Raw genomic sequence first — 12,299 nt, 5'->3', positions numbered from 1 at the left:
GCGTTGATCGATGGGACATCATCGGAGGCTTTACAGATGAGGCTGACTGAATATCGGGCGTTGTTGATCGACTGCGATGAGGTCCTGGTGGATCGGGACTCCGGCGTCTGGACGGCGTTGCAGCCGTTGCTGGAAAACCATGGCGAGCCGTTGGACAAAGCGCAGGTGCTCGCCGATTTTGACGAGGTACTGCAAGCCTTGTACCCGCGTTTCGGCGAATTGGGCTTCAGCGGCTTGCTGTGTTTCGCCCACCGTCAACTGGCCGAGCGCTGGAAGCTGAAGGTCAGTTGGGAGGAGGGCATGAGCTTCGCCCGCTCGGCGGCCGGTTGGACGCTGTTCGAGGACGCGCCGGGTGCGATGCTCTACCTGCGCAAGTTCTATCGGTTGTTGGTGCAGGGGGATCGCGATGCCGAGGACCGGGGCGTGTTGTGCGAGCGCCTGGGTATCGAGCCTGATGATTTTATTTCGCTGGCGAGCGATCCGTTGCAGGATCACGATTGGCTGGCAGCCAATGGTCTGAGCGCCGAGACAATTCTCCAGGTGACCCGTCCCGGCGCCCGCCCACGGTCGGTTGGGGCTGTGTGCCTGATCTGCCGTAACGCCGATATGTCTCCTGCGCCCTGCGCGGCGGACTACTGCATCAACAGCATGGCTGATCTGGTCGCTCAGCATCAGCTGTCCTTACGACGCTGATTTTGTTAGAAGATTGTCTTACAAACGGCAGGCAAGAGGTATGCGATGGAAGGTTTAGCGAAACTGGACCGGATCGACATCAGCATTTTGGTAGAGCTTCAAAAAGATGGCCGCATGACCAACGTCAGCCTGGCCGATGCCGTGGGCTTGTCCGCCAGCCCGTGCCTGCAACGGGTCAAACGACTGGAGTCGTTGGGGTACATTTCCAGCTACAAGGCCCATTTGAACCTGGCCAAGATTACCGATTCGGTGACGGTCTTCACCGAAGTCACCCTCAGCGACCACAAGCGTGAGGACTTCGCCAAGTTCGAATCCAACATCCGCCTGGTGGATGAAGTGCTCGAATGCCACCTCATCAGCGGCGGCTACGACTATCTGGTGCGCTTCATGACCCGCAGCATCCAGGACTATCAGGACGTGATGGAAAGCCTGCTGGACAAGAACATCGGCATCTCCAAGTACTTCAGCTACATCGTCATCAAGTCACCGGTGCGCAAGGACGAGATTCCGTTGCGTAAGTTGTTGCGGCATTGAATCCATGACCACCCGAGAACAACCGTGGGAGCGAGCTTGCTCGCGAAGGCGTCGGTCCATTCAGCATTGAGGCAAGCTGGTCCACCGCCATCGCGAGCAAGCTCGCTCCCACAAGGGATCTGGGCTTTTATTCCTGAAGGAACTTCAGCAGATCCTGATTGAGGCGATCCTTGTGCGTCTCGGTCAAACCGTGCGGCGCGCCAGGGTAGACGATCAGTCGAGCGCCCTTGATCAGCGCCGCCGAGGCCCGGCCTGAAGCGTCGATAGGCACGATCTGGTCGTCATCGCCATGGATCACCAGCGTCGGCACATCGAACTTCTTCAAATCGCCTCGGAAGTCAGTCGCCGAGAATGCCGCGATCGAGTCATAGGTATTCTTGCTGCCACCCTGCATGCCCTGCACCCAGAACGACTGGATCAGCCCTTGGGATGGCTTGGCGCCCTTGCGGTTGTAGCCGTAGAACGGGCCCGAGGCGATGTCCAGGTACAGCTGCGAACGGTTCTCCAGGGACGCCTTGCGCAGGCCATCGAACACCTCCATAGGCAAGCCACCGGGGTTGGTGTCGGTCTTGAGCATCAACGGCGGGACAGAGGACACCAGCACGGCTTTCTTCACTCGAGCGGTACCGTGACGGCCGATGTAGCGAGCCACTTCACCACCCCCTGTCGAGAAGCCCACCAGCGTGACATTCTTCAGGTCCAGCGCTTCAATCACTGCCGCCAGGTCATCGGCGTAGTGATCCATGTCGTTGCCTTCCCACGGCTGGCTGGAGCGACCATGGCCGCGACGGTCATGAGCCACCACGCGATAACCCTTCGAGGCGAGGAACATCATCTGGCCTTCCCAGCTGTCGGAGTCCAGCGGCCAGCCGTGGCTGAAGGTCACGACCTGACCATCGCGCGGGCCCCAGTCCTTGTAATACAGCTGCACGCCATCCTTGGTGGTGATGTAGCTGGCGGACTGCACCACGCTGCCGACAGCCGACGCGCTGGCAGCGGCCTGGACCGGCGACGCGGCCTCGGCGCTGAGGGTGGCCAATGCCAGGGTGGCGACAGCGAGGGTGCGGTTGAAGGTGTTCATCGTTTCTCTCTCCATAAGGTCGGTTTGATCTGCGGCGATCGTCGTCGATCGCGTTGGTGGGCAGATTAGAGAGAGAGGCCGAGGACGAGAACGGCGCTGGCATCGATAGCAACTATTAGAAAATTCCAATAGCTGCGTTTTGCTTCGGTTACGAGGCGAATGTTTGTGGCCGATATCCAGTTTGTACTGATCGTACACCAGGGCCTGGGGGGCTAAGGGGCGGAATGTCGACTGCGTCAACTGTTGAGCATGTGTTTGGGTCTATGCTTACCTTACCCCCTTGAATCAGGCCCATCCATGCACAAACGCCGAACCATCCACCGGGAGAACATGTGAGACATTCGACACCGGCTGCAGCGCTGCTCTGCCTATTGCTCGGCACGGTTGAGGCCCGGGCGCAGGAGTATCAGGTCGTCACCGAAGAGTGGGCACCGTACAACTATCAGGAAAACAATCAGCTCACCGGCATGACCACCGAGATCGTCCGGGCCATCATGGCGTTGACCGGCAGTGACTACGAAGTGCTGATGCAGCCCAGCATGCGAGCCACGCAGGTACTGAAAAACCGGCCCAAGACGATCATGTACTCGCTGTTTCGCACGCCGGAACGCGAGCCGTTGTACAAATGGGTCGGCCCGATCGTGGAAGAATCCATCCACCCCTATCAACTGGCCAGTACGCCGCCGGTGAACTCCCTGGAACAACTGCTGCATGCCCCGCAGATCACCACCCGCCACGCCGGCCTGGTGCCTCAGATGCTGCAGTCGCTGGGCTTCAAAAACCTGGACAAAAGCGCCACCGAGAGCAAGCTGCTCTACCGCATGCTGCTCGCCGGACGCACCAACATCATCATCGGCGACACCGATGCGGGCGTGGCTTATTACAGCCGTCAGTTGAACATCGCGCCGGGCACCTTGCGACGGATTCCTATCGAGCTGTATCGCTCATCGCTGTACATCGCTTTCAGCCCTGACAGCGAGGATGAAGTGGTGGCGGCGTGGGCCAGTGCGTTGGAGAAGTTGCGGCGTTCTGGGGAGTTGGAGCGGATTCAGCGGCGGTATGAGCGGGTTGATGGGCAATGACGTCATTCAGAGGTTACTGAGTGCGAGCTGCACGGATTCTAGCTGGCTGCCAATGCTCGGGCTTGAACTTGCCGCGCTGTTGTTCCCAGTGGCGCCTGTTTGCCTCTCGATAGTCCTGGTTCCGATCACCGGCAAATGCACCCGCTGAGGTGAAGCCAATCCAGGTGAGTGCAAAAATGGCAGCCATTTTCATGTACTTGTCTCTCTAGCGCAGATGTGTGCGGGAGGTGAAATTCGCGGCTTCCGGTAGACCATAAGGAGGGTCGCAAGTGCATTGCTTTGGGTTGAAAAGGGGACGCTCCAAGTGACGTCCCCTTTTTCTGCTTTCTAGAAACTGTACTTGGCGGTCAGCATCATGTTGCGTGGGTTGCCATAGGCATCACCGCCATAGCTCACGGAGTTGGCGATGGTCGAGTAGTACCGGCGGTCGAAGATGTTGTTGGCGTTGACCTGCAGGTCCAGGTTCTGGCTGACGCGGTAGCCGGCCATCAGGTCGGTGATCGCGTAGCTGCCCTGTTCGAGGCGGTATTGGCTGCCATCAGCCAGCTTGATGTCGTTGTACATGCGGCTCTGCCAGGAGACGTTGCCGCCCACGCGCAGTTTTTCCAGCGGGCCCTGGAAGTGGTAGCTGGTGGTCAGCTTGAACAGATGTTCCGGTGTGTCGGTGTCGAACTGCTTGTTTACGTTCTGCGGGTTGGCGGCATCCTTGATGGTGTGTGTTCGCGCGTAGGTGTAGCCCCCGCCGACTTGCCAGTTTTCGGTCAAGGCACCTTGCAGTTCGAAGTCGATACCCTGGCTGCGAATCTCGCCGGAGGCTTCGTAGCAGGTTGCCTGTGGGCAGTTTGCCGTAAACAGTTGCACCGCGCGGTTTTCCTGGTCGACGCGAAACAGCGCCACGCTCGCATTCAGTGCGCCACCAAAATATTCGCCCTTGAGGCCGACCTCGTAGTTCTTGCCAACGATCGGCTTGACCGGGCTACCAGAAGTATCTTTGGAGGTCTGCGGTGTGAAGATGTCGCTGTAGCTGACGTAGACCGAGTGATGCTCGTCCAGGTCGTAGATCAAGCCGGCGTACCGGGTGAGGTTGCGGGTGACCTTGTAGTCGGTGTCGCCATCACGGTTATCGTAGTCGTACCAGTCCAGGCGCCCGCCGAGGATCAACTTCAACGGGTCGGCCAGGCTCAGGCGTGTGGTGAGGTAGACACCATCCTGAGTGGTGACGTCGCGCTGGTTGTTGGTATGGACGAAGTTCGGTTTACCCCCATTGAGCGGCCAGTTGCTGTCGTACGGGCTGTAGTTGTGGGTGGTCTTGTCGTAGATGCGCTTGCTGGCGCCCACCACCAGTTCATGGCTACGCCCGAACGCTTCGAAGGGGCCACTGGCAAAGGCGTCCACGCCGGCCTGGTTTTCATCGACGTCGGCCTGGTAAACCGTGCGGGCCAGTGTGTTGTTGACCCAGCGCGATTGATAAGAGCCGGAGAACAACGCGTTCTGTTCGGAGTAATTGGCGTTGACCTGAAGGTTCCAGTCATTGGCCAGGCGATGACGGACTTCGGCGAATACCGTGTTGATCTCCTGATCCTTGTTCTCCCAATCCGTACCCGGATTGTAGGAGCGTGGCAGGTCCAGATGATGACCATCCAGGCCGATCATCGAAGAGCCCCAGAAGTAATTGGTCTTGTCCTTCTGATGGGAAAACCCCAGGGTCAGGGTGGTGTCATCGCTCAGGTCCGCTTCGGTGACGGCATAGAACAGGCCGTGATCCTCTTCGACATTGTCGATGAAGCTGTTGGCGTCTTGGTAAGAGGTCACGACCCGGCCGCGCAGCGTGCCACTGTCGTTGAGCGGGCTGGAGGCATCGACCTCGCCACGGTAGTCGTCCCAGCTGCCGGCGGCACCGGTCAGGGTGACTCTCTGCTCGGCCAATGGCCGCTTGCGGATCAGGTTGATGGCGGCCGAAGGGTTGCCTGCACCCGTCACCAGGCCGGTGGCACCGCGCACCACCTCGACCCGATCAAACATGGCCAAGTTAGGCTGGGAGCCGACTGAAACGCCGTTGTAGCTACTCGGGATGCCGTCATACATCAGGTTATCGATTTCAAAACCGCGTGCCTTGTAGGTCTGCCGACCAGGACCAGAGGAAAAGTCCAGGAACAAACCGGGCGTCGCCTTGACCACGTCGTTGATGTCGGTCATCGCCTGGTCATCCATGCGCTGACGCGTAATGACGGTGACGGCTTGTGGGGTTTCACGCATGGTCAGTGGGAGTTTGGTCGCGGTCGACATCGCGCCGGTGGTGTAGGACTCGGTGCCTTCCGAGGTACTCCCGAGTTGGCCGCTCCCGGTGACCTCGGTCGCGTCTAGTTCAAGGGTGGCGGGTGGGGTGTTCGGCAGGGTGGCGCTGTTGTCATCGGCGTAGGCGGGGGCGAGGGTGGCCATGCAAATAGCCATGGCCAGAAGATCGCGGGCAGGGTTGAAGTGACGCGGCGGGGTGGCACAAGTCGACATTGAATAGATCCTGGTGCTAATGCGTGTGAGAGTAATTCGCATTAAGTATCACAGGATTCATCTGAGCGATAAAGCGTGTTGCGGTTGGAGTAGGCTGGAACGCTGGGCCAGCCCATTGAGCAACCAACGAAACAGCGGCTAAGCACACGCGGTGTTTGATGCCAAAAAGTGAATCGGCCTACCTTGTCTCGCCTCGGGTTTGCCCAAGAATTCTGGCAGCATCGCGCGCTGGCGGCAGGCCAAACACCCGTGTGTAATCTCGGCTGAATTGCGTTGCGCTCTCGTAGCCAACCTCGAAGGCAGCCGCCATAACGCTTTTGGCATTGGCCACAATCAGGGTCCTGGCCTGGAGCAGGCGAACCCGTTTCTGGTACTGCAAAGGGCTCAGGTTGGTCACCGCCTTGAAGTGGCGGTGGAATGCCGAGACGCTCATTGAAGCTCGTTGCGCCAATCGCTCAACGCCAATTGGCTCCGCGAAGTCGCGGCGGATCCATTGGATCGCCATGTTGACTCGGGCCATCGCGGTATCCGGCGCTGCGATTTCTCGCAACATCCAGCCATGGGGGCCTTGGAGTACGCGGAAGATAATCTCTCTTTCATAGGCTGGGGCCAGAGCGGCGATGGCATCTGGGTCGCCCATCAATCTCAGCATTCGGACCCAGGCGTCCATCAGTTCGGTCGTGACGGGCGCGATTGAGAAGCCACGATTGGTCTCGATACGGCGGGCAGGTTCGGGCAAGTCGGCAAACAGCGTGGATAACACTGCAGGGTCGAGAGTCAGGCTGACCGCCAGGTAGGGTTCGCCGGACTCGGCGGGGTGCACCGACCCCACTGCAGGCAGATCAATGGACATGACGAAATAGGTCGCAGGGTCATACCGAAGCGTCCGATCCCCCACGGTCATGCTCTTGCTGCCTTGTAGGATCAGGTTGATCATCGGGTCGTAGACCGCCGCCAGCATGTGCTCGGGGATCTTGCCCTTAACCATGGCTACGCGAGGGATTCCCGTCTCCGTGCGGCGGTTTTCAGCCTTGGCCGCGAGCGACCTGAGTTCATTCAATTGATTGTCCATGCGTTGCATGCTGAGGGCAGCGCACGGCGCCGTGCAAGCGAAAAGCAGAAACAGGCAGCTTTGCAGTAGAAACGGGTACGACCCTGAAGAGAGTGATGAGTACTGTGGACATCTATTGGAACCACAGAGGAATATCACATGGGCGTCATCGTAATCACCGGCGGTAGCCGTGGCATCGGCGCAAGTACAGCCGAACACGTGGCTCAACGAGGCATGGGAGTCATCCTGACCTACAACACGAACCCGCAGGATGCCGCCATGGTGGTGGACCGTATCGAGCAGGCGGGTGGCAAGGCTGTTGCGCTCAAGCTCGATGTATCTGACGTTGCCACCTTCGAGGCCTTTGGAGAGTCAGTGCGTTTGACGCTGCTCAAAAACTGGGGCGCTACCACGCTGAGTGGCCTGGTCAACAACGCTGGTTATGGGCTGTTCAATCCCCTGGCAACCGTTAGCGAAGCGCAGTTCGATGGCCTTTTCAACGTGCATCTCAAAGGCCCTTTTTTCCTCACTCAGACCCTGCTGCCGCTGTTGGCGCCAGGCGCCAGTATCGTCAACGTCACCAGCGCCACTACCCGCGTATCCACCGCTGGCGTCGCCCCCTACGCGGCGTTCAAGGGCGGGCTTGAAGTGCTGACCCGTTACATGGCCAAAGAGTTTGGAGAGCGACGCATACGCGCCAACGCCGTGTCGCCCGGCGCCATCCGCACCGAATTGGGCGGTGGGCTCAACGATGAGTTCGAGGCGATGCTGGCGGCTCAGACAGCCCTGGGCAGAGTTGGCGAACCGTCAGATGTCGCGCGGGTCATCGCCATGCTGTTGAGCGAGGAGGGCGCCTGGATCAATGCCCAGACCCTCGAAGTTTCCGGCGGCTACAACATCTGAGGATTTTGCCATGCTCGATCATATCTTCTTGTCCGTGAGCGATATCACACGGTCCACCCGTTTCTACGACGCTGTTCTGACCCTGTTGGGTATTACCGCGCGCCTGGACTACGACGGCAAGGACGGCCCTCCGGGTCATCCTGACCTCAAGGGTTTTGGCGCCAACGGCAGGATGTTTTTCTGGTTGCGTGAGGGCGTCGTGGAGGGGCGCGCTGTACATGTTGGTTTTGTCGCAAACAGCAAGGCTCAAGTCGACGCAGCCTACGCCGCCGCCATGGAGCAGGGGGCAGTCGACAACGGCGCGCCTGGGGCCCGCTTGCACTACGACCCTGATTACTACGCGGCAGATGTTCTGGACCCGGATGGGTACAGCCTCCAATTCGTCTACAAAAAATGGCAGCACGCCCAATGAGCACACTTCTGATTTACGGCGCCACGGGCTATACCGGTCGGATGGCCGCTGAGCGGGCTAAGGCCCTTGGTCTGAATGTCGAAATCGCGGGGCGCAATCAGCAGCGACTCGCGTCACTCGCTGCGCACTTGGATGTGCCTTATCGGGTATTCGATAGCGATGCGCACGCCGAGGTTTGGTTGTCTGGCGTCTCGGTATTGCTCAACTTCGCCGGACCCTTTGCGCACACGGCCGAGCCCTTGATGCGCGCGTGCATCAAGGCCGGCGTCGACTATCTGGACATCACTGCCGAGATCAATATTTACCGGTTGGCTGAGAGGCTGGGCGCTGACGCGGCTGCAAATCACATCATGCTGTTGCCTGGCGTCGGTTGGGATGTCGTGCCTACCGATTCGCTGGCGGTGCATGTCGCCAAGCGGGTAAAGGAGCCCGTTGCGCTGAACATCGCGCTTCAGGTCCCTGGGGCGATGTCCCGAGGCTCGGCCATGAGCGTTAGTGAAATCATCGGCGCAGGCGTGCTCGCCAGGGTCGACGGTGAACTCGTTGCAACGCCGGATGCCGCGCCACGTCACTTTGATTTTGGTCAGGGGCCGGTCCTTTGCGTGCCGCTGTCTTTCGGTGACCTGGTAACAGGCTGGCATTCGACGGCGATCCCGAATATTGCGATGTACGTGCATATCGCGGGTGACGCGTTTCCTGAAGGTGATCTGTCGCAACTGCCTGATGGTCCGACGCCAGAGCAGCGGGATGCTCATCGGGCACGTGCAATGGTTGAGGTCACTGGGGTTGATGGCGCCATTGCACGGTCTGTGATTGAAACCGTGAACGGCTATTCCTATACGCCTTTGGCGGCAGTAGAGGCGGCGCGCCGCGTATTGAGCGGTGAACGGCGGCAGGGTTTTGCGACACCCGCCCAGATCTTCGGGGGCGGGTTTGCCCAGAGCATCGACGGGACGGTGATCACCGACTTCTAAGGTCTTCGTTGGCTGTTCAAGAAGCTGCTGTAAGCTCTGCGGCGGGGGCGGGAGTCCTGAAACTCGCCGCATCCCGCGCCGGAGGCAGGCCAAACAGTCGTGCGTACTCTCGGTTGAATTGAGAGGCGCTTTCATACCCTACGGTATAAGCGATGGACGTCGCGTCCAGCGTATCGAACAGCAGTAACCAGCGAGCCCTCAGCAAGCGCAGGCGTTTCTGATACTGAATCGGCGTCATGGCCGTTACGGCTTTGAAGTGCCGGTAGAAGGCCGCAACGCTCATGTCTGACATGAGCGCCAGCGGCTCGACGCGAAAAGGCTCGGTGTAGTGCTCACGAATCCACTGGGTGACACGGCGGATTTGCGTCATACGGCCATCCGGTCGCGCAACGTCACGAAGAATACCGCCCAATGGCCCCTGTAGCGCGCGAAATAAAATCTCACGCTCGATCATCGGCGCCAGTATCGCTACCTCATGTGGACGATCCATGAGCCGCATCATGCGTAGCCATGCATCAATCAGCTCAGCAGGCGCAGGTACACCCTCAAAACACGAGTTTTGCGTCGCCCTTGGCGTCTCGCCTTCATCCATCAGCAGGGTCGCGATCACATCGGGATCCAGGGTCAGGCTGACCGCAAGATAGGGCTTGTCCAGTGCATCGGCGTGAATCTGGCCCGTCGCCGGCACGTCGACGGGCACCAGGAAATAGCTGCCCGCGGTGTACCTGGAAACATCCTCGCCAATCGACAGGGTCTTGGTGCCTTGAAGCACCAGGTGCAGCATCGGCTGATAGACCTGATCTGCACAGGCCTCTGCCCGGACCATGGCCACGCGAGGCAATCCGGTTTCGGTCCACTTGTCTTGTGCGCGCATCACGATGCTGCGCAGTTCTGCCATTGGATTTTCCATACTCGCCACCGTGGGCCATATCCAAGGGGATGGCAAGCCAGCTGAGAAGAATAGGCAAGAACTTGCGAATAACCGGCAAACGTCCGCTTGCTGGATGGCTGAATACTGATGGCTCGCGGTTCGTTGCAGTGCGCTCATTCAGGACGCGACTGCAACCCAGCCTCATATCACGCAACTTAAAAAAGGTCAGGTCATGAAACTCGAAGGGAAAATAGCGGTTGTCACCGGCGCGTCCAAAGGCATAGGCGCCGGGATCGCCAGGGCTTTGGGCGCAGAGGGCGCAAACGTCATCGTTAACTACGCCTCCAGCAAGGCCGACGCGGATGCAGTGGTCGCCCAGATCATAGAGCATGGCGGCTGCGCTTTTGCCGTTCAGGCAGACATGAGCCAGGCAGCTGACGTAGTGCGCTTGTTTGAAACGGTGCGCATGAAGTACGGCACGCTGGATATCTTGGTCAACAATGCCGGTGTCGCGGTGTTCCAGATGATCGATGACCTTACCGAGGAAGCCTTCCACACGCAGTTCAATCTGAATGTGTTGGGTTACCTTCTAGCGGTGCGTGAGGCCGTCAAACTGCTGGGGCCGACGGGTAGCATCATCAATATCAGCTCGATCCTCAGCACCGATCCCTATCTGGCTTCGAGCGTCTACTCGGCGACCAAGGGCGCGGTCGATACCTTGACCTTCGCACTGGCCAGGGAGCTGGGTGCGCGTGGCATTCGGGTCAATTCGATCCTGCCGGGGCACACCAACACCCCGGGTACTGAAGGGAATTTTGTCGGTGAGTTGGGCGAAAAACTACTGGCCGGAACGCCGCTTGGTCGCTTCGCAGAGCCTGAAGATATCGCACCGTTGGCAGTGTTCCTGGCATCGCAAGACTCGCATTGGGTAACCGGCGAATCCATCCGGGCCTCGGGCGGTGTACGGGGTGTGGGTTACTGACGCGATTAGCTACGCACGCTGGGCAGCGGTGGAGGCGGCTCGTCGGCTGCTGGGCGGTGATCGAGGAGCCGGTTTTGAAGCCCCGGCGCGGGTGTTCGGCATCGGATTCGCCGAGACGATTGCCGGCACCACGATAACCGATTACTAGACCTCGGTTTCGCGCTGATCGAAGGCCGCCTGCGCTTGCATGACGCTCTCCACATGGCAGATCGTCCAGGTATACAAAGCCCGGAACGGTTCTTCCAGCGTCCGGCCCAATGGCGTGATGCTGTACTCCACCGCTATCTGCGACGAGGGGATCACCCGACGGTCAAGGATACCGTTGCGCTCCAGGCGACGCAGCGCCTGGGTCAACGCTTTTTGGGTAATGCCATCCAGACAGCGTTTGAGTTCATTGAACCGCAGCGGCTTGTGACATAGCGCGGCAAGTATCAGCACCGACCACTTGTCCGCGATTTGATCCAGCAGGAAACGACTCGAACAATCGACTTTGTTGCCTGCGTCCGAGCCGATTTGAGCCAGTTTCCGATCATCCAGTTGCTGCATGTGGTTTCCTCAGGGATACCTGATGACTTCAAAGTGCGTAATTGATATCTGGTATACAACTTATACCATGGTGGTTCACTTCCTATAAGGCGTTAACCATGTCGTCCACATACCTTCAGGACACCGCAGACAAACGCTCGGTGGAAGAAACACTGTACCGATTTGCCGCCGGTATCGATCTGCAAGACACCGATCTTCTTGCATCGGCGTTGGCGGAAAATGCCGTTTCCGACTTCCGTCCCGCTGCTGCAAAAGCCGGCTTTGAATACCCGGTGCTGGAAGGTCGGGACACCATCGTCGCGGCGTTATCAGGCGCGCTCAGTCACGTCGACACCACGCATTCGGTGAGCAACCCTCGCGCCAGCATCAATGGCGACAAGGCGCATCTGGATGCACTGGTAGAGGCGCAGCATGTACTGAAGAACGACCCGTCGCGCCATTACCTCATGAAAAATCGCTACGACGTGGAAATGGTAAGGCAAGGCGACGTTTGGCTGATTGAACGCGTGACGGTCGACAACGTCTGGCGTACCGGCGACCTGGCTGCTCTTTTCGGCAATTAAAAAAAGCATGCGGGAAGAATCAGTTTCTCAGCTGCCGGTTCAGGACTGAATCGGTCCTTATTGCACAGGCTCAGCGGAATGAAAATCGGGGGGCAGATC

14 protein-coding genes are annotated in these 12,299 nt (G+C 59.1%); 9 read left to right on the top strand and 5 right to left on the bottom strand.

Annotated elements, in window-relative coordinates; translation table 11 throughout:
• Nucleotides 1-36 precede the first annotated feature (36 nt).
• Complete coding sequence (locus AC09SL_RS13780) at nucleotides 37-693, top strand: HAD family hydrolase (protein WP_024617434.1); 657 nt, start codon at nucleotides 37-39, stop codon at nucleotides 691-693.
• 45 nt (nucleotides 694-738) lie between these two features.
• Nucleotides 739-1,227, top strand: coding sequence for an Lrp/AsnC family transcriptional regulator (locus AC09SL_RS13775; protein ID WP_003203167.1), 489 nt, complete (start codon nucleotides 739-741; stop codon nucleotides 1,225-1,227).
• A gap of 127 nt (nucleotides 1,228-1,354) precedes the next feature.
• Here AC09SL_RS13775 and AC09SL_RS13770 read toward each other — a convergent pair whose 3' ends face one another.
• Nucleotides 1,355-2,308, bottom strand: coding sequence for an alpha/beta fold hydrolase (locus AC09SL_RS13770; RefSeq protein ID WP_058544742.1), 954 nt, complete (start codon nucleotides 2,306-2,308; stop codon nucleotides 1,355-1,357).
• A gap of 332 nt (nucleotides 2,309-2,640) precedes the next feature.
• On the opposite strand from AC09SL_RS13770, the gene AC09SL_RS13765 reads away from it, so the two are divergent.
• The gene (locus AC09SL_RS13765) at nucleotides 2,641-3,390 is read left to right on the top strand and encodes a substrate-binding periplasmic protein (RefSeq protein ID WP_058544743.1); all 750 of its coding nucleotides are present in this window, start codon (nucleotides 2,641-2,643) and stop codon (nucleotides 3,388-3,390) included.
• Nucleotides 3,391-3,717: 327 nt separating this feature from the next.
• On the opposite strand, the gene AC09SL_RS13760 is transcribed toward AC09SL_RS13765, so the two are convergent.
• Both AC09SL_RS13760 and AC09SL_RS13755 read right to left on the bottom strand, forming a co-directional pair.
• Entirely contained in the window at nucleotides 3,718-5,898 is a 2,181-nt protein-coding gene (locus AC09SL_RS13760; RefSeq protein WP_058544744.1) for a TonB-dependent siderophore receptor, read from the bottom strand.
• Between the two features lie 178 nt (nucleotides 5,899-6,076).
• A complete protein-coding gene (locus tag AC09SL_RS13755; RefSeq protein ID WP_058544745.1) occupies nucleotides 6,077-6,970 on the bottom strand; it encodes an AraC family transcriptional regulator in 894 nt (297 codons plus the stop codon).
• Between the two features lie 138 nt (nucleotides 6,971-7,108).
• On the opposite strand from AC09SL_RS13755, the gene AC09SL_RS13750 reads away from it, so the two are divergent.
• Genes AC09SL_RS13750 through AC09SL_RS13740 form a run of 3 tightly spaced genes read left to right on the top strand, consistent with a single transcriptional unit; the run spans nucleotide 7,109 to nucleotide 9,238 of the window.
• On the top strand, nucleotides 7,109-7,852 hold the full coding sequence (locus AC09SL_RS13750; RefSeq protein ID WP_058544746.1) for an SDR family NAD(P)-dependent oxidoreductase: 744 nt from the start codon (nucleotides 7,109-7,111) through the stop codon (nucleotides 7,850-7,852).
• A 10-nt stretch (nucleotides 7,853-7,862) separates the two neighbouring features.
• The gene (locus AC09SL_RS13745; protein WP_058544747.1) at nucleotides 7,863-8,264 is read left to right on the top strand and encodes a VOC family protein; all 402 of its coding nucleotides are present in this window, start codon (nucleotides 7,863-7,865) and stop codon (nucleotides 8,262-8,264) included.
• Nucleotides 8,261-9,238 (top strand): saccharopine dehydrogenase family protein, encoded by a 978-nt coding sequence (locus AC09SL_RS13740; RefSeq protein WP_058544748.1) that lies wholly within the window; start codon nucleotides 8,261-8,263, stop codon nucleotides 9,236-9,238. Before AC09SL_RS13745 ends, AC09SL_RS13740 begins: the two co-directional genes overlap by 4 nt.
• Nucleotides 9,239-9,254: 16 nt before the next feature.
• Here the strand turns inward: AC09SL_RS13740 and AC09SL_RS13735 are convergent, their stop codons facing one another.
• Nucleotides 9,255-10,136 (bottom strand): AraC family transcriptional regulator, encoded by an 882-nt coding sequence (locus AC09SL_RS13735; protein ID WP_081264457.1) that lies wholly within the window; start codon nucleotides 10,134-10,136, stop codon nucleotides 9,255-9,257.
• Nucleotides 10,137-10,341: 205 nt separating this feature from the next.
• Between AC09SL_RS13735 and AC09SL_RS13730 the strand changes: the two genes are divergently transcribed.
• Together AC09SL_RS13730 and AC09SL_RS13725 are read left to right on the top strand one after the other, a co-directional pair.
• Nucleotides 10,342-11,091 carry a glucose 1-dehydrogenase gene (locus AC09SL_RS13730; RefSeq protein WP_058544750.1) on the top strand — a complete coding sequence of 250 codons (750 nt, stop codon included), beginning with the start codon at nucleotides 10,342-10,344 and terminating at the stop codon, nucleotides 11,089-11,091.
• Complete coding sequence (locus tag AC09SL_RS13725; RefSeq protein WP_155742084.1) at nucleotides 11,078-11,239, top strand: hypothetical protein; 162 nt, start codon at nucleotides 11,078-11,080, stop codon at nucleotides 11,237-11,239. Before AC09SL_RS13730 ends, AC09SL_RS13725 begins: the two co-directional genes overlap by 14 nt.
• On the opposite strand, the gene AC09SL_RS13720 is transcribed toward AC09SL_RS13725, so the two are convergent.
• On the bottom strand, nucleotides 11,236-11,637 hold the full coding sequence (locus AC09SL_RS13720; protein ID WP_058544751.1) for a winged helix-turn-helix transcriptional regulator: 402 nt from the start codon (nucleotides 11,635-11,637) through the stop codon (nucleotides 11,236-11,238). The genes AC09SL_RS13725 and AC09SL_RS13720 overlap by 4 nt on opposite strands.
• Before the next feature lie 98 nt (nucleotides 11,638-11,735).
• Between AC09SL_RS13720 and AC09SL_RS13715 the strand changes: the two genes are divergently transcribed.
• A complete protein-coding gene (locus tag AC09SL_RS13715) occupies nucleotides 11,736-12,200 on the top strand; it encodes a nuclear transport factor 2 family protein (RefSeq protein ID WP_058544752.1) in 465 nt (154 codons plus the stop codon).
• Nucleotides 12,201-12,299: the final 99 nt, after the last annotated feature.

It is taken from the genome of Pseudomonas sp. PF05 (genome assembly GCF_056521845.1).
This window is presented reverse-complemented; position numbering and strand designations above follow the sequence as displayed.